Here is an 18473-nt window from a genome sequence, read left to right as displayed (position 1 = left end):
CGGTTCAGGCCTACAACTTGAATGCGCACAAATGCCTGGGCCGCCAGGATCCATCGACTGTTGTTGGACCACGGGAGTTCCTCCTAATGACCGCTTCCAAGACGCTGCACGTGATCGTGACCGACACGGAAATTCGTCGCCAGGCTGACTCAACTGTCCGCCAATTACGTGACCCGCGTTTCCCTGCTTTACGTTTTCGCTACTCCTCCATCAACCGCGCCAACGGCTCGTGGTTTGTCGTGGTGGGTGACAAATGGGGCAAGGCCGGTAACTATCCCGATATCAACGCGAAGGCCATGCAGGCCACACTGCCGGCTATTCTGCTACGACGGGCTGCCGAGCCGGGTGCACGCTCGACGGTCAACCGCTTTCAAACGGTCGGTGATCTGCTGACGTGGTACCTGGAACGCATGTCCCGTGATCGCGGCTTATCGGCCAAACGCAAAGCCAGCGCCAAGTCGGCCGTGCGCTGCCAATTACAACACCGACTGCACACCTTGCCGTTGACCGGCCTGGACCGCGCCTCCCTGGACCAACTGTTGCTGTGGCCGATGCAGGAACAGTACGCCCTGTCGTTTGTTCGCTCGGTGTACGGCGTGTTGACCGTGGCCTTCCGTCAAGCCGCGCGACTGGGTCTGATCGTGGTCAATCCCATGGCCAGCTTGAAATTCAACGATTTTGTGCAGACCCGGATCAAGCCCAAGCCGGCGCATTTGCGCGCTGAAGACCTGGAAGAGGTCTTGGCGAACCTCAGCACCGAGTTTGGCACTTCACCCACCGGGTGCGTACTGGTGCTGATGATGCTGTGCCACGGCACCCGTTTGGGTGAAACCCGGGTGGCGCGCTGGAAGCACATCGATCTGACCCGCCGCCACTGGTTCATCCCTGCCGACGACACCAAAACCAAGCGCGAACTCACCCTGCCCCTGACCGATCAAGTGTGTGCGTTGCTGCGGCGCTACCGCGAGCACCAAGCCGCTCACGGCTACGTCGGGGCCTACCTGTTTCCCGGCCAGTCGCGACACCCCTTGAGTGCGAGCAAGGCCAGCCAGGTGTTTGTTCGTTTGAGTCAGGGCAACTGGACCAGCCACGACCTGCGCAAGGTCGCCCGCACCGCCTGGATGGACCTGGGCGTGGACTACCTGGTGGGCGAGATGCTGGTCAACCATGCGATGAACACCCTGACCGCCACCTATATCCACACCAGCGCCGACACGCTGAAACGCAAGGCGCTGGAGGACTGGCATACATGGCTCGACGAGCGAGGGTTTGCGGCGCTGCATCACGGGACAGGACCGGGACAGGCTACTTCGACAACCGAACTGCACGCCGCCGTGTACGAGGCTCTTGGGCAATCCCCGGATCCATTGCCGAGGAGGATGTTTTGATCTTCAACGAGAGGGGCCAGCACTTTCGTTTATCACACCTTTTGAGGCCAACGCCTGACGGTGGATGCCGATGGTCTGACCGGCGAACCTCACGGTGCATCCCGAGCAGGGGTCACCAAAACGCAAAGGTGAATCGAATGTCTCAAGCGGCCGCGAAGGCCAACCCGGCAGGGGGTCGGCCCCCCAATCTGAAAAGGTACTCCTGGCCCCCACCCCCCATTGCGGGTAATTCGAGCCCCGCCGTCGAACGATGTATGAGTTTTTTTACGAATCCCGGTTCCGCTTTTATTTATGTGCATGAGAGGAAGTTATGGCGAATCAAAAAGAGCTTGCCCAACACTTGGACTTGACCGATCGGCAAGTTCGCTACTTGCTTGCAGACGGTATCCTGCCCAGCTCGCGGGGCAATGGTGGTTTAAATCTTCAGCACTGTCGCCAGGCGTACTTTCGTTACTTAAGAGGACTCAGCAGCGGCCAAGTCAAAGCGGAAGCGGGTCATCTGGTTGAGGACGGGATCGACCCCTTGATCGAGTACCACCTCATGATTGAGAAGGTGAGGTTAACGAAGGCGCAGGCCGTCGCTCAGGAGAAAAAGAATGAAGTGATGGAGCAGCAATTGATCCCCGTGGAGATTGCCACCTTCGTCTTGAGTAAAGTCACTTCGCATATCGCTTCGGTGCTTGAAACCATCCCGCAAAAACTCCGGCGTAAACATCCCGAGATGGACCCCAGGCACCTTGAGTCGCTGGAGCGTGAAATTGCAGTAGCACGCAACCTGGCCGCCGAGGTCGACGAGCGAGTACCGGCGTTTTTGGACGAGTACTTTGAAAAACAGGTCTGAGGCATCCATTCAGTGGTAGAGCCGATGCCGCGTTCGGCTGGACGCGGCAGCTCTTTTGAGGTCAATCGTTACCGGCGCGATTAGTGCCCTCACCAAGGCCATCGGTGAAACCTAAAAAATGTCAGGTCTTGCGCGAGGCCGAGTAAGCGGTGGGCTTGAACAGCCACTGGTCCGGATCCCAAGGAATGTTAATGGAGAGGCTTCCACCGCTTGCCGAAGGTGTCTCTCCCTGTCGCTTGAGATCAATATCGTAAACAATCGCCAGCACTGTCTGGCCTTTATTGCCTTGATGAAGGGACAACTCATTCGCCGTGAGCAGGAACGAGTCGGCATGAGCACTGGTGGTGCCTTTCACCTCAATGAACCAATCGCCGCCGTCTTTCTTCGCGGAAAAATCGTACGGCGCCGTTGAGGACATGTCCTCAATGTCGGTGAAACCATGCTCAACCAGCGCTTGCTGTGCGGTCGCCATGGCATGCAGTTCGACGGCGACTTTCTCCGCTTGGCTTAAGAATCGTCCTTGTCCACTACCGGTCTTGGATTTTGTCTTCACAACCTGTGGCAGTTGCGCCTGATACTCCCGCACTTCAGGTGCTTCGGATAAAGGCGCTTTGCCGAGTCGCTCGGCTTCATAAATGGCGATCAACATACCCGTCAAGATCGTTAAATCCTCCCAGAAGCCATTCTCGTCAAAGTCTTGCAGCGAGTAGCGTTTGGCGAATGCGATCGACTTTTCAAACTGGGAGGAAAGATGATTGCCATGGAGCACCACCGCATCGGCGAAATTCGTCGTGGACTGAGGTTGCTCCTCGAAGCAGCGTTGTGCCCACCGAATTTTGTCGGACAGCTCTTTGGGGTCGACATCGGCGAGGCTGCCATCCTTAAAGATCGTCGCGCCACACCCCAGGGTGAGGTAGAAAAAGTCCCCGCGGCTGGAGAAGTGAATGACGACATACCAACCTTGCGTCGCCGACGGCGACATTACCGGGTCATAAATACGAGTCCAGGCGGACATTGCCTTACGGCCAATGCCGTCGCGCCCCTCAACCGCAAACGCGTATCCGTGTGCGGAGAACTGGGGTTCGTATCGCTCGACCTGGGCATTCAGTAAATCCGGGAGCTCGGTACGCACCAGGTAGCCGCGTCGCACCATGGCGTCGGTGTTCTGTGAGTCGTACTGGGTTTGCAGTAACAGAATTTCGCCGACTGTTTTCTTCAACGCAACAGCGGGGTCTGACCCAGCTTTAGGGACAATGGTGAAACCGCAGCGATGCAAGGCACGAAATGCGCTGGTCTCTCCCCCGCCCACGAAGTCACGGGGTCCGAACACACGCCGGTAAGCGTTTTCCAGGGCGAGGCCAATGACCTGCTTCGGCGCATAGCGCTTCCCATTAAAAACCACATCAAACTTGATGGACTCCGCGAAGCGGGTCGTCGCACCGGCATCCAGCTGCTCGAATGCGTTAAGAAAGTGATCACGTTCCAAGGTCGCAAGTAATTCGGTGACAGATGGCATATGGATGAGCGCGCTCTGTGGGGCAATGAAAGGTGTTGTTGGCCATGATAGCCGTTGGCCGACGACTCACTTTGAGCCAGGCTCGAGGATGGCGTCCAGCGGTGTAGAACTGCGGCTGAAAAATCTCGATCGCCTTCTTTGGGGCCGTGATGGTCGCTGGCGAGTGGTCGCCATGTACAGACCGGCTATTCACCTGACCGGCAGAAATCGTCCCCGATCTCCCGTCGCCCTTCCACGCCCTCACTGCTACGCTGCCCCTTACTTCATGGAGGAAACCCGATGTCCAACTCAGACCTGCTACCTTCGCTGTTGTACAAGATCAACCAAAATCAGCTTGCCCTGGAGGCTGCCATTCTGGAGCTTTCCAATTGGGTTGAGCAGCATGGATCTGCCGAGGTCGCCGACAACGTTCGCGGTGCCTTGGATACCATCAGCAGGAACGAAGAATTTATTAATATGGCGCTGGCGGTGCTCATGACGCCGGAGTGACTCGATAACAGCTGCCGACCTAACCGTGATAACACCGGCGCTCTCGCAGCCGGTCGATTCACGGAAGGGTCGCAGGGGCCTTGCGCATAGTTCGGCAAGTTCTATGCGCGGGCTGACGCACCGGGTTATTCAGCAATCGATGAAAGACTTGCTCTGCTTCTTTCGCCTGCGAGTCAACGCCCAGCTTAAACCGAAGCGAAAACGGTACTGTCCGCCAAACGAGGGCGTTCGAATTCCCCTGCAAACATGGGAGGCGACTCCATGCTATCGCTGAATTTTTGCTTCAGCGCCGTAGCATTTGGAGCCTTCTTCACATCCTTGGGCAGGCTGATTTTCTTTCTGTGATGAACCCCGTAAATTGAATCTTCAAGACCACTGGCGAGATGGATCACCCCCTTTTCATCGATCTTTAGTTTGCCTAAATCGAAGAGGGTATGGATATCCGCTCTGAGCAGTAGCCCGTTGGTAACGTGGTTCGTTTGGTCGCCTGCGTATGGCTTGATGTGAGCCGCTTCAAGGACTGCCTCAACCGTGCAACCGGTCACGGCACACTTACCGTCGTAAGCGTCCAAAAGCGCTTTCCTGAATTTCGGCTGACCTCGGCGCCGAACAATCGCCGCAAATACTTTTTTACGCTCATCGACCAGATTGTCGGGGTCAAAGGTACCCGCGGACTCAGCCTCTTCCTCTGCTTTAAGCACCTCGATTGGAGCCGTCGGCTTCGGCACATCTATTCCGAAGGCAGCGGAAACAAAGCCATTGAGGTCACCAAAATCATCGTTGATTCGAGAGAGACGATCACCCTTTATTTGAGTGAAACCCCGGTAGCCGTTATAGAGGTAGTTGATTGCCGGCTCCGCTGCCACATGCGCATTGACAGGCTTTGGCTCACTCAGGATGTACATGTACTCCCAAGTATTCCCATCGGAGTCCTCGTCCCAGATGCTCGCCGCCAAAGTGCGGTTGTGCAGTTTGAACAGGACAGACGACACATATCGGTAGTGGTTGTCATAGGCGGTGAGAACGATGTCTCCTTCGCTCATGGCTTCCCAGGTAGGGATGTTTTTTTCCCCTGGAATGGCTCCCCAGGCGAAGAAGCCCCGGTCATCCGGCAACAGTGACTTTACGTAAGCAGCCTCATGGGGAGGGAGAGCAGCCTCGAGCTTGGAAAATGGGACCGGCGCCGAAATCGAATCTTTGATGTGAGCACGAGCAGCAGCCATCCCTGCTGTAAAAACAAACAACTGAGTCATCAATACTCCGTGTATTTCTTGGATTGTCCTTTAACCAGCTCCGCTGGGTACTTCTCGGCATTGTGCTTCAGTTTTTCCTCAGCTGCATTGATCAGATCAATGCCGCTGACAGAGCAAAAACGCAGTAGGTAGATGAAGATATCCGCAACCTCATGCTCCACGTCCCTCTGTTTTTTGGAGGGAAGACTCTGGACGCTTTCCTGAGGTTCAAGCCATTGGAAAATCTCCATCAGCTCAGCCGCCTCAACTGTCAGCGCCATGGCCAGATTTTTTGGTGTATGGAATTTCTCCCAGTCTCGAGCTTTAGAGAACTCATCCACTTTTTGTTTGAGCAGACTGAGTCTGTCGGTTTGGTTCGCCACTTCGCTCATGTCGATTCCCATTGAGAAGAGGATCTCAAGAATCTACCACAGCAGAATGCCAACCTGCGTGGTTGCCCTGACTGGATTGGGCAGTAGATCCCGCGCTACCCCAACCGCACTCGAGTCTTCGCCTTCGGCCGAACCCGCTCATCATGTGGATCCTTGATTCGACCATTTACGAAGCCGCTTTCGACCCAGGTTGGGTGAAAACGTTTTAGAACAAGTTTGACAGTCGAATTCGGGGCGAAAATTCCGTTTCTACGTAAATTGCAGGTCTGGCTGACCAACCAAATGCTGGCAGATTTTACGTAGCAACGCAGACTTCAAAACGGTCCTGCGTTTTCACACAGCCTGGACCCAAAGCTGACACTCACCAGGGATTATCTCGGCCAAAGAATCTTCGTAGTCTGGGCTTCCAATCTGCACGCGCCCTATTCACCATAAGGGTGGGTGGTACTCCAGTTTGCGCTAGGCGTGTGTACTCTAGAAGTATCTGCCCGTCCACCTTACGCACCTGCCGTCTCCGCTCGCACTCGCACTCGCACTCTCACTCGCTCTCAACTCTCAGCTCTCAGCTCCGATATCGGGTAGCCGATGGCCGCCTTGTCTCTCACTAAAAGGCAGTAAGATGACTATCAACTTCGATTCCTTAGCATCTGACTTCAGGCTACACGATCTCTTCGGCGACACCGACAATCTCAGCGCCACTCAACTGTGGGTACTGGAGATCGAGCGCGAAAACACGAGCGAGGTCAAATTTCTATATGGACGGTCTCTGCCAGGCACCTTCCGTGCAGATAAATGGACGGGGACGACCAGCAGCAAGACACCTCTGGGCTCAAACAGCACTGTAAAAACCCACGCACTGACGCTTCATACGTCGGCCGACAAGCTAAAGGCTTTCGTCAGAAGCTTCCTTGATGGCGCTTCTCTTCGGGAAGCGAGCCTCCAGGCGGATATCGCACTAGATGCGAAACTGGTTGGAGCCGTCGTAGACGTCAACTTTGGCGGAAAACCCACTTTTCGGCCGGTGATGCATTTTCCATCACATGACTTATATTTCTACCACATCAAACGATTGAGTCCGACGAGCTTAGCTAGTGCCAATACTGGCGCTATCTCGTCGCCGAGCAAAACGTCCATTTTCGCTACCGCTGAAGAGTTTGAAAGCAAGCTTGCCAGAGCTGCGTGTGACGCTCTGGACGCCGATACGGGCATGAAGTTCGGGACCTTGGACGCTTGGCGTCTTGGGGATTTCGAGTTCGTCTGCGTGCCCGGCCTGACCAAAAGCGAATGCCGGAAGTTCGAGCTGAAGCTCAAAGGGGAAAACTCGTCGTTCAAGCTGTTCGAGCCGCTAACGCGGGATCCTGCGGAGCTTCTGGTGATAGTGAACTCCTACAGCGACGGTGGCTTGCAAACGTCGTACATCACTAGCCTGTCTAGGGATGTCGCATATCCCGTCGACCATATCTTTGCCATCGACACCTTCCAGAATCAGGTAGCTACCGCATACAGCCTGGAAATATATGCTATCGGTACTGAAGGCGGGGAATCGAACCTATTACTGCAGACTGGCTCCTATTTCATTCGTAGCATGAGCATGAATATGCAAGTCGTCGAATCCATTCGCTCAACCGGCCGCATGGATTGGCTCGCGAGGCAAGTACCGAATAAGGAGAAAGCCAAGCTTGACGCAGCGGGTCGTATTAGCCGAGCTCACAGGCCCAACCGCTCCGAAATCGGCGGACACACCGATGATCCTTGGGTCACTCAGAATCGGCTGATTGAGGACGATGTAGGTTCGCTGTTGCCTAAGCCCTCCAACGGACGCTTTTTCCAGACACTGTCGGTGAGTGGCGGAACGAGCCGTCTGCAGTTGACCGATTGGCTGCGAAAAATCTTTGAGCAGCACCATGACGCTCAGGTTGCTTGGATCGATCCGTACATGGAAAACGTGGGCATCGATCTACTCAACACGCTTGGCACTGCGACCAGCGAGTATCTCATCATCACCACCGAGAAACTGTCCACTGAAGACTCCAAGGCCGCGCCAGGTGAGCCAAACCGCATCCAGAAGTTGCTGGCGAGCTGTGCTGCTTGGGGTAAGGGCTACTACGGTAACGTCCAGCTGAGGGTACTCGCTGTACCGGAAACTAAACTTCACGACCGGATGATCTTAATCCGAGCGGCTAACGGAAGACCTATTGCCGGCTACCACTTGTCCAACTCTATACAGCGAGCCAACATTGACCATCCACTGTTGGCCACCCCGATCCCGCTTGATGTGTTGCCGAACGTTTTCAAATTAGCAGACGGGATTATCCAGAGCACTATGCACACAGACGGCAGGGATGCGTCTCCTGCAAAGCTCATTTTCGACTCCAGCACTGAAAGCCCAGAGGCAGAGAACGATCCAATACGGCTGAGCCACCGCTCGTCCTTTACCGATCAGAAGCGGTCAGGGGATGTATTTGCATGGTGGCTGGACGATCCAGAGCTGGCCGGTCGCTCAGGATCGGAATTGCAAGATCTTATGCAAGCCAAGGGGAACCTAAAAGAGGGCAAACTCGACCCACAGCGTTTCGAGGACCTTCCCGCAAAACTTTGGAACGACGGGCTTGTACTCCCAGACTTCCACTCTGCATGGGACGCGATAGGATTTGTATTGGCTCATTCGCAGGCCGGTCAGATTTACAACGATGACCAGACGTCACTGCCTGATCAGCTAACGGGCAATCTACTCGCGCAGCTGAGTTCAACGCGAACAGACGCATTGGCGCCACAGGTCAAGAAAAGCTACCTAGACTTTGATTATTACCAACGTAAAAACCTCGAAGAAATCCTACTTTCAAACGACCTTCCTGAACGAGTTTTTGGATATTCAACCACCGATACCGCTTGGAGCGACTATTACGCCATCAAGATTTTGTGGTTGAAGGCGCCTCAAGCACTTGTTAATTGGCTGGATCAGGAATGCTCCAGCTCGATGGATGAGAATCCTCGCAGGCGTGCGTTAGTTGTCCAGGCTCTGCGGCTAATTTGCCCGTCGCTTGGATTCGAAAAAGATCCATCGCAAATCGCTGCACTGTTGGGATGTAAGGCGAGCATCCTGGTCTGGGTGGGCGTCCATACCTTCAAACATGCGATCAACGCCGACACCTTCACCGTCGATATTCTTGGCATGCTCGACCTGATCAAATCCGATGATCAGCGAACCACGTTGTGCTGGCTGATCAATGAGGCCAACTACGTCGACTCTTCAGCCAAACATTACCTAGTTGCCAGGCTTATTGCCTCGATCGAGAGTCAGCTCAGCGACGCACAGCTGAGAGACATCCTCCATCCTGTACGGGGCCGCCTTGGAAAGCTTCATCACCTCACGCCTTGGATCCTGGAGTCACTTTTGATCCCGATGCTAGGGCTTGAGGTCATCGACGCTGCACAAGTTTCCCGCGAGTGGCTGGGAGACCTTACCACTCAGTGGAAATCTGCACTTAAAGGCGGTTCGCTTTACTTCAAATTTGATGGCGATGGTGCCTTCACCGACGAGCTCGCTACGTTGAGTGCGCACCTTGCGCCAGCAGATCAGCAGTACATCGTAGGTGAGCTCTCCAAGATCTTTAACAATCTTGCTCGGACTGTCCGCCAGCCACTGAGCGCGCAGGTCGATTGGACATCGTACATCCGTGCGCATGAGGTCAACCTCTGGCTTTACGCCCTCGCCCGTCGAATCGCAGCGCTGATCCACACGCATGAAAGCCAACCGCTGAAGAAACTCCTGGAGGACAGTGAGTCGCTGATTGAACGACTCTCGGTTTCGGATTGGGAGACCCTGACCAGCCGCGAGCTCCTGAAGTATCTAATGGGCGATCCTGACCAGATCAAATCTCATCGGCTGCTGGACACCATCGCCGCTGCGATAGACAGCAGTCTTTAACTCAAGGAAAAGGCTGAACTGCAAGGTTCAGCCTTTTCTATCATCGTCGCTCAGGCGGTTACCCGATCCCGCGCAATCGGCTGAGGAGGCACGCCTCGCTCACTGTCCTGTACCGTTTATCTCATCGAACGAATGTCTAGAAAGTCCGGGGCGGTTCACCTTCACCCAATGCATCAGTGAAAAATTGATTCAGATTGGTATTCGATGAGTACTCTACCCCCATACAGAGAAGAACCGACCACAATGCAAAGAACGGAATGGAAAGTAGGTCTACTACTGTTTTCTGCCACACCTCCGTGCCCCATCCACCTTCAGTATTCGTGTTGTCTAATTTTTCCATAGGAGTTTCGTCAGTTGTTTGAGGCTGTTTTGCAACTTCTGGTATTGACGGAGTAGACGGCGCAACGATCACTGTTGCGCCCTCACCAAATCTGAAGTTGTCTTTCGCGTTGTGAAAACGAGCGACTCAGGCAATAGCTGGATGAAGGAAGAAGCAATAAGAAACATGGAGCATCCTTGGAGAAAATAGTCCGAACATCGATACCGCACCGGTTTGGCGACGGATATTCACTTCTGTTGGGAGACTCAGTTCTGTCTCTTAACCTCATGTCACCTGACATGGTGCCCATACGGGCACCATTAAGCCGGTGTAATTGTCAGAAAAATAATTGTTGCCCGGAAAGCTGCGACCAGCTGCTGCCAAGCATTGGGCGCAGGGGCTGGAGCTGCCGTAAGCTCTTGAGAGGCTTAAGCTGCTTGAGACCTTTCAGGGGCTTCAACTGGCACAAAGGTCTCATGGGGCCGCCAGTAGCATTGTTTGAGAAAAACACTACCTGACCGCAGTTGTCACGTATCAACCCATTAGTAATTCGGCCGAGATGTTGTCCCGTGTACGAGTACAGGGAGTCATCATGAAAATACCCAACTGGGGATCCACCGAAGGTAAAGATATGAACACCGTCATCGGTATAGGCGATAGGGGTGCCGCTACGATCGTAAAAATCCTGACTCATGGGGTTGCTCCATTCTAAAGGGGGTGCAGGGCATCAACTGATGCCCTGGGTTAAGCGGGGCGGCTTGTTAGGCCGATTTGGGGCGAAGAACGATGCGAAACGGCTGGCCGTTCGCACGTCGTATCACCTTCCCAGACTTGGTGCGGATGGTCATGCGATAGATGACCTGCCCTTCCTCGTCCGGTTTTTCGAACATCTCTAGCTGGGACATGATTCGTCTCTCACTGAGATAGGCTCGAACACAGAACTCGCTCCCTTGCGAATGGACCCTATAGGGGCTACCATCACAACGCTTTTCCTGAAGCGCGAGAGACATCTGGAGCCTGTTCAGACGTCTTTTTTCAAAAGCCGACCAAGTTCGTACCTTGGTCGGCTTTTCTATTTCCGGGTCACGCTATACCTCTCGCCAACCTCTTTTGGAGATTGCTTACCTGCTCAAGGTGAGCATTAGCCCATCCACAACAGCATACTATCATCATCATTTTGATCACGTCAACCAATCATGTGTTATCCTTGATGAGTGATTGGGTTCAGCCAATGGTCGGCCAAACGGAGAAAACATGATTGACCTCAGCGATTACAGCAAGGCGCAGCAGGAGCGCCTCGCCTTCATAGACTTCCGATTGTTTTTTTTGGGGGTTGTATCGCGCATGGATTTAATGGAGCGTTTTGGCGTGGCTTCAGCGGCCGCCACGCGGGATTTTGCGCTTTACCGTGAGTTAGCCCCCGAAAACACTGAGCTTGATCCGGTTACCAAGCATTACGTTATTCGTGAGCAGTTCGTCCCCCAGGTAACGCATGCTTCCGAGCGCGTGCTAGTTACGCTTTCGCAAGGGTTCGGCGATGGCGTCGACTCTGGGGAGGGCTCGCTCATCCGACACGAGTCTGTGTCGTTACTGAGCCGTCCTAAGATCGAAATCCTTGCACCAGTGACGCGCGCAATTCACCTTAGGCAGGTGGTAAAAATCGACTACATGTCGAAATCTGGGCATTCAACGCGAGAGATTATTCCCTTTGCTATCGGCTGTGATGGCCTTCGTTGGCATGTCCGGGCATTTGATCGAAAAGGCAAACGTTTCTCAGACTTTGTGTTCACTCGCATGAGCAATGCCGAGATTTCTGTCGGTGAGAAACCTAGGGCTGAGGAGAGCTGGGAGCAGGATGATCAGTGGAATCGTATGCTGGATCTCCCCATCGTTCCTCACCCAGACAAAGACTCCACTGAACTAGTCGTACTGGATTACGGGATGCGCGACGGACTTATGCGGCTTCGTGTACGTGCCGCGATGGCTGGCTACGTGCTGCAGCAATACCATATCGACTGCTCACCTGATCACAGCATCAAAGATTATGCTTATCGTTTATGGTTGAGCGATCCGCTGGCTCTTTATGGTGTAGAGAGCGCAATGTTTGCGCCAGGATACACAAAGCCAACAAACAGTGTGTGATCAGTGCTACACGTGGAGCGGAGCTAGAGAAAATCGCCCGTTTCACTTATTCAGCGCGGGAAACTCCGACGTCGGCCATTGTCATTTATCAAGTAGACCGACGCATAGCTATATCGCATCATTGATCCCGATTAGATGATGATCCAGGAAGTTACAGGTAATTGAAGTTTGCCTTAGGACTTATTCGGGTGGGTCGTTTTTTGCCGTTTTCTGCCAGTCATTGCCCCGAAACGTGCTGGTCAGATCCGATGCAAACGCCTGGCCAGAGGCAATGCAAAGTGGTCGTCAAGTTATGCAATTACGCCCCCCCTGGCGGCCTCACCAGGGAGGGTACGAAGCGTCAGCGAGCCTGCAGCCAATGGGCCATTGTTTTGAGCGGGCGACGCTCCAAATTGAAAGTATCTACAAAGCGCAGCTCCGGCGACCAGTCATTTCCCAGTAAATCAGACAGCGCGCTAGCTTCCAAACTCCAGAGTGGGTGAACAATCACATATCGGGTTTCGCGGCCGCCTTTACGCTCAAGCAGAAAGGGCATTCCCGAATGCGGAAGGTTGCCGGGAGTTAAGACTCCAGGGCGCATCTGAGCAATGTTTTCCGCCAACCCTTCGGCTCGCTCACGCCAACCTATGATTTCGGGATAGGCCGCGTCCTGCGCTTCCAGACCACATGCATAGTTCGGCGTAGTCATTGAACGCAAATAGGCTAATCCCAAGCGCCAATCGAGAAGACCATGATATCGACGGTTACCATATCGCTGAATGCAGCGGTAGCAGGATGTATGGCATTGAGCTAAGTGATCCCCATCTGCCGACACATTGAGAAAATCTACAAGCGGCCATTGATCGTGGTTTTCCAAGACGTCGTACAGGATATCCAGAATTTTCGGTCGCGAACCGCCTGGAACGGTTTCCCCTAGACGACGGCAGAGGCCAGACCCATTGATGAGCGCGTCGGCGATCTGCAGCAGCGGTTTTCCGGAGCGCACTCGCGGTTCAAGCGCCTCGAACTCATCGGCAGATACATCCAGCTCCAGAGCTGCCTTTTGGACTAGGATTTGCGTCGCACTGATTGCAGCCGCTCGTGTCGACAGGCGATCATATTTACCTCGTCGTGCTACGTGTGCCAGATCAAGTCGAGGATCAAACTTTCCTAACTCCAGCTGAACAGATTCTGTCTGCTTGCATGAGATTAAGCCGAATGGAGGTAATGGGTTTCCAATATTTCCCCAACGCGCCAATCCCCAACTTGTGCTGCGAGCATTCCTGAGCCAGCCTGATTCATAAGCCTGAGGCTCGCCATCAATCTTAGGGGGCTTTTTGGTGCCCGACGGCATAGTAACCCTCAGATCCGAGGCCTCCTGAACGAGAAACCCCTCCCCTTCTCCCTCAATATTGGCGACGCCATCATTCATCTGCATGATGGTTACTCCGGCACCGTGCATTACAGTCACATTTCCATGCTCCAGCCGGGCCCCCGGACTCACCAAGGTCGCCATACTGCGAACGGACATCCGCCCAACATCTTCTTCGCCGTCCTTTGGATTAAAGTCAGTTCGAAATCCAGCAGGAGTTACATATCGCTTTAGCTCTTCAGGAAGAATCTCTGCCTTACAGTCGTCACATTTCAGTGATGTTAGCGGTATCAAATCTGTCCTGGTCGCTGAACCGCAACTTTTACAAACAGCTACCCAAGTTTCGGTTTCATACCAGCGGGATAACGCCCTTATCGAAAGATCATCTTTTTTGAAGCCTTGAGGGGTAGATAGACTCCCAGTAAAGCCAACAACGCGATGCTTCTGTTTGTCTTTGACCAGAAGCGCACCTGGTGCATATTCGAAGACGGCAAGATCAAGATCACGGTCCATAGTGGACCATTCGTAGTCTTCAGTGCCCCCTACTTTCACAGAGCGAAGACCTAGATACAGGTTACGAACACGGGTAGGCATACCGTACATTGGCAACAATCCCCATTCGGCCAAAAATCGTGCAAGCCCCATTTCCGAATTGGGTGCATATGTTTTAAGGCCGTCGACTTCTTTAATCAAATGATCGACGTCAGACTTTTCCTTAAGCCGATTTCGTTGTTGTGGGTCGAAGGATGCCGCTGCAATGAAGCTATCGCGCTCAGCGAGGGTTTTGATAAGCGCATCGTGCAAACGGTCAGGCCATTTCGCTAGGGTGTTATGAAAGTAATCTTGAGTGGATATATACTCACCGTGAACATCAGGTGGCACCAATAGATCACCTGGATACACATCGCCAGCTTTCGCGCACTGGTCACGTAAATACTTGAATGCTGCACGCAACCAGTTCTTACGCACTAAACGCAACGGAATGGGGTCGTGACCGATAGCGAGGAAAGGTGGAGGTGGTGGGTCGCCAGTAATCGCACGCGGATGCGCGAAATAATATGCATCATGACTTCGACCGCGACAGAAAGTAATGACCAGTGAGAACGCCTGACCTCGGCGGCCGGCTCGACCGACTCGCTGTTGGTAATTGAATCTCTGAGGAGGCATGTTGGCCTGATATACACTTTGCAAGGCCCCGATGTCGATTCCCACCTCCATGGTGGTGGTGACAGATAACATATCAATTTCTTGGGCACGCTTTTGTATTTCACTTTCGCCGTCGACAAAGATGCCTTTGAACTTGCGTAAACGATCCGAAAAATCATCCGTCTGTCCAGTCAACTCTTCCACACGCAGACGGAATCGACCAACGCCTTCTTCTTGACCACGAACGATACGGCTACCCAAAAAATTATTGCGCCACAACTCTCCAGCTTGTCCAGTCGCTTGCTCGCCGAGTATCTCTCCGCAACGAGTGCACCTCCCAGGCCCCCGGTGAAGGTGCACTCGCTCACAGTTTTCACAGCGCCAATACGGATCGCTTTCTCTCGCCATCTTGAGATATAGCTTGCCGATGTGGATTATACCGCTCGGATGACCTAACGACGAAAGCTCGTCAAGAATGCCGCTAAGACCGTCGATGGCCCCCCCTCCTGGGAACACAACTTGGGCGAAACGATGCACCCGCTTATTCTTGATATCCGATCCTGACAGCCATTCTATTACGTCATCGCCCTCGACAAACTTATTGTCCAAGACACGATAGGCTCCAGCGAAAACGCGTAACCAGGTATCCAAGCGGTCTGCTTTTTCATCGTTTCCGTCCATAATGGACGGATATGCCAAACCAGTTTCTTCTAATGCAAAAAAAGTGTTTGCAAAAATTACATCATCAATAAGCTCGTATTGTCCCTTCAGTATCTCCTTGTTGAGCCCTGCTTTTTGAACATCATTTAACTTGTGGGAATAAGCCGACCGCCCCGCATTCTGGACGAACAAATCATGCCAAATTTTCCCCTCAAAATGTTTTTTGCCAAGACGATCAAATGGGTGAACTCCCAGAGAGACAAAGTCGGAAGTAAGTGCGCCAATGCTTGAGTCAGCGCTGCACTGAAGGAGCTTGGCGAGGGAGATTCTGTCGCTGTTTTTCTGCGTTCCCGAGGTCAGTTGTTTGTTGATTTTTTCGACAAGCAAGGCCATTTCTGACGGGCTCGTTGCGAGAGACGCTATAAGCGGCCCGAATTCGAGTGGATCGATCCATTCCTCCCTCGACTTTTTAACCAATTCACGTGCGGCAGTTACTAAGACTTCACGTCGCAAATCGCGCAGGTGTAACGTTTCTATCTCTAACGCCTGATTAGCTGCATCTTGTCTGCTGTCAGAAAAAACAATCCCCTTTGGCTCCGCACCTATCGCGTGCAACAGTTCAAAAAGTTCAGTAGCAACGAGTTGAGAGGTTTTAGTGACACCGGTTCGAAACGCGCGAATTGGTGAGCGTGAACGACTGAAAACAGGTCGGTTAGAGTAATCCGTGCCACACTTCGGGCAGCAGAACGGCTGGGCCATCAGAGGCCCCGTCATCTTGCCGTTACGGCCTTTCACTGCTGCCTCCTGCTGCCGATATAAATAGCCACCGACATGTCCGGAGGGCACTGCAGATTGAATAGACACCAGTCCTGTTTCTGGATTTAAGCTGGCGGCCTCCCAATCATCATAATCTCGATCTGACGCCGCCCATTGCACCCGGCGCGGCCAAAATACGGCAAACTCATCAAGTGTCATTTTGTCGTAGTATTCGGAGCCGATTTTCTCGGGCATGTTGTCGAGATCGGCAGCAGAAGGTAGAAGTTCGGTCTCTGTACCGTCCGCAACTTTCTGACCTCGTTGTCCGCCGATCAACAAATCACCGCAGGCCTCGCAGTACAGCAACTCAAATAGTCGACGGCCTCGCCCTCCGCAAATTCGAGGCTTCGCGTGGGTTACTCCACGCTCCACGGTGAAATCCTCGAATACCGGGATAATGCCTTCCAGTGCGACTGAGGCAAAAAGCCCTTCAATATTGCGGATGAAAGTGTGGACGCGAAAGGCTGTCGTGGTAATCGAAACGCTCGAATCCCACGCATCTGACTCGGGGAGTGCTCGTGCCAATAGCAGTCCACGCAGAGCCTTGTCATGATTACCGGAATCGGGGAGGAAGATACGTTCGGCCAAATCTGTCGTCGACGTAGCGCGAACGTCGCTTCCTTCGCGGCAGGCTTGCGTCAACACAGCGGCGGCCGACTCCGCTAGCGCTTTGACTCGTTCGGCAGCTCCGCCTGCGGAACGCCCCAATGCTCTAGCCGCGTGCTCCACAGCAGGATTTAGCGCTTCTGCATTAACAATTTTAGCGACAAAACCATCTTTGCCATCTAGTGCGGCTTCGAGCAGATCTACAAAGGGCTGAGCCTCGATTAGTCCTCCGGAAAACTCCGGTAGGTGTGGAGTACCCACAACAATGCAGTCTCGCCAAAACTCCGGATCTATGACGCCCGGATCATTAGCGTTCTGGCTAGTACCATAGGGTGCGAAGAGATCACGCAGGTAAGCAAGCGACTGTGCTCCCAGACTCCCATCTATTGGCATAGAAGCGGAGGAAGCGAGTAGTCGCAACTTGTATCGATGTGCCGGCTGATCGAGCCCCAACCTTTGGATGAGCGTTTTAACCAAAAATGCTGTCTCGGTGCCAGCCGAGCCACGAATTAGATGCAACTCATCGAAGACGAGATAAAAATATGCATCATGGTTGCTTAACAGCCAGTCACGCGTTTTAGTGAAGACCGACTCCTCTACCTCTCGCGAGAGCATGGTGCCAAGCATCGAGGCGTTCGTAACCAGGATGTCTGGTGGATCCGCCTGCATGTCCCAGCGCGAAAGCATTTCACCACCGTCCAAGGCTGGGAAGATGTAACGCGTCTTATCTGAAGCCCTCTTACCCTCGTCGTGTGCGGTTAACTCTGTCTGGCGGTCGAAAGCAAGCGCAGCATCCTGATCACGCTTGAAGCCCCGCATTGCCTCTCGCAACCGCGTGACGCGTCGGGTACGACGCTGTTTCTCCTCTTTATTGTCAGCAATGCGCGGATGACATTCGAAGCCGGTAACAGGTGTGGAGCTGGTGTACTGGCCAAAGTAAATTCGATTGCCTTTGAAGCGCTCTTGCATCACCTCCCTTGCATCGTCAGAGTCTAGTGTCTTGCGGAGGCGCTGCATTTGGTCCTCGACCAAGGCGTTCATTGGGTAGATCACCAATGATCTGACCGCACTTGGACGATTTTCACCCTGTCTCCGAGCGGACCACTGCCCCTTGTCTTCTAGCCACCAATTTTTCTTTAGATAGTCGCTGCCGGGGGCTGCCCAAGTCACCGCTTCATTGGTAATCGCGGCTAGCACCGGCAACATGAAGCTTTCTGTTTTGCCGCTGCCGGTACGAGATGTAACGATACCCGGCTTGCCCGGCAGCAATCCGCGTTTTAGCATTTCGACTTGGTGGTCGTATGGCGCAAAAATGGATTTCCGACGAATCTCGCCCTCACAACGCGTGCCTTCGAACAGCCCGGAAAGCGCTAGCTCGACGAAGGCGCGCCTGCCTTCCTTACTCATCGGTGCGAGCGGACCGTCCTCTCGCTGCGCTAGTTGCTCGAGATTCTCTGAGTGGGACTCATAGCGCAGTACAGGCTCGATAAACGGCTCAGTAGCTAATACGTCGACCGTCTTCAGAAGCTCCCGACGCGCCTCCGCTGCCTCTTTATTAGAAATGCGGAAACTGGTCTCAACATAGTTGATGACAAAGTTTTGGATTCGACGGAAACCACCAATTGGGTCTAGCACGGATTCATCTCC

11 protein-coding genes are annotated in these 18473 nt (G+C 53.6%); 5 read left to right on the top strand and 6 right to left on the bottom strand.

All coding sequences use genetic code 11. The annotated features are described in order from the left end of the window. Positions 1 to 86 precede the first annotated feature (86 nt). Positions 87 to 1388 carry a site-specific integrase gene (locus K0F88_RS05615; RefSeq protein WP_219094517.1) on the top strand — a complete coding sequence of 434 codons (1302 nt, stop codon included), beginning with the start codon at positions 87 to 89 and terminating at the stop codon, positions 1386 to 1388. A gap of 310 nt (positions 1389 to 1698) precedes the next feature. Further along, positions 1699 to 2229: a terminase small subunit gene (locus tag K0F88_RS05610; RefSeq protein WP_219094516.1), complete on the top strand. Its 531-nt coding sequence runs from the start codon at positions 1699 to 1701 to the stop codon at positions 2227 to 2229. A gap of 121 nt (positions 2230 to 2350) precedes the next feature. Here the strand turns inward: K0F88_RS05610 and K0F88_RS05605 are convergent, their stop codons facing one another. Continuing rightward, the gene (locus K0F88_RS05605; protein WP_219094515.1) at positions 2351 to 3745 is read right to left on the bottom strand and encodes an MrcB family domain-containing protein; all 1395 of its coding nucleotides are present in this window, start codon (positions 3743 to 3745) and stop codon (positions 2351 to 2353) included. Between the two features lie 279 nt (positions 3746 to 4024). On the opposite strand from K0F88_RS05605, the gene K0F88_RS05600 reads away from it, so the two are divergent. Next, positions 4025 to 4234: a hypothetical protein gene (locus K0F88_RS05600; RefSeq protein WP_219094514.1), complete on the top strand. Its 210-nt coding sequence runs from the start codon at positions 4025 to 4027 to the stop codon at positions 4232 to 4234. Between the two features lie 185 nt (positions 4235 to 4419). On the opposite strand, the gene K0F88_RS05595 is transcribed toward K0F88_RS05600, so the two are convergent. Together K0F88_RS05595 and K0F88_RS05590 are read right to left on the bottom strand one after the other, a co-directional pair. Next, the gene (locus K0F88_RS05595; RefSeq protein ID WP_257605191.1) at positions 4420 to 5487 is read right to left on the bottom strand and encodes an HNH endonuclease; all 1068 of its coding nucleotides are present in this window, start codon (positions 5485 to 5487) and stop codon (positions 4420 to 4422) included. Then, positions 5487 to 5858, bottom strand: a complete 372-nt coding sequence (locus tag K0F88_RS05590; protein WP_219094512.1) for a nucleotide pyrophosphohydrolase — start codon at positions 5856 to 5858, stop codon at positions 5487 to 5489. Before K0F88_RS05590 ends, K0F88_RS05595 begins: the two co-directional genes overlap by 1 nt. Before the next feature lie 619 nt (positions 5859 to 6477). Here K0F88_RS05590 and K0F88_RS05585 point away from each other — a divergent pair. Then, entirely contained in the window at positions 6478 to 9786 is a 3309-nt protein-coding gene (locus tag K0F88_RS05585; protein ID WP_219094510.1) for a VPA1262 family protein, read from the top strand. A gap of 656 nt (positions 9787 to 10442) precedes the next feature. On the opposite strand, the gene K0F88_RS05580 is transcribed toward K0F88_RS05585, so the two are convergent. Together K0F88_RS05580 and K0F88_RS05575 are read right to left on the bottom strand one after the other, a co-directional pair. After that, positions 10443 to 10799 (bottom strand): 4-fold beta flower protein, encoded by a 357-nt coding sequence (locus K0F88_RS05580; protein WP_219094508.1) that lies wholly within the window; start codon positions 10797 to 10799, stop codon positions 10443 to 10445. Between the two features lie 67 nt (positions 10800 to 10866). After that, positions 10867 to 11010 (bottom strand): hypothetical protein, encoded by a 144-nt coding sequence (locus K0F88_RS05575; protein ID WP_219094506.1) that lies wholly within the window; start codon positions 11008 to 11010, stop codon positions 10867 to 10869. Between the two features lie 349 nt (positions 11011 to 11359). Between K0F88_RS05575 and K0F88_RS05570 the strand changes: the two genes are divergently transcribed. After that, complete coding sequence (locus K0F88_RS05570) at positions 11360 to 12247, top strand: YafY family protein (protein ID WP_219094504.1); 888 nt, start codon at positions 11360 to 11362, stop codon at positions 12245 to 12247. Between the two features lie 340 nt (positions 12248 to 12587). Here the strand turns inward: K0F88_RS05570 and K0F88_RS05565 are convergent, their stop codons facing one another. Further along, entirely contained in the window at positions 12588 to 18461 is a 5874-nt protein-coding gene (locus K0F88_RS05565) for a DEAD/DEAH box helicase (RefSeq protein ID WP_219094502.1), read from the bottom strand. Positions 18462 to 18473: the final 12 nt, after the last annotated feature.

Origin of the sequence: Pseudomonas sp. UMAB-40 (assembly GCF_900095275.1) — a bacterium.
Taxonomy (GTDB): Bacteria; Pseudomonadota; Gammaproteobacteria; order Pseudomonadales; family Pseudomonadaceae; genus Aquipseudomonas; species Aquipseudomonas mandelii_B.
This window is presented reverse-complemented; position numbering and strand designations above follow the sequence as displayed.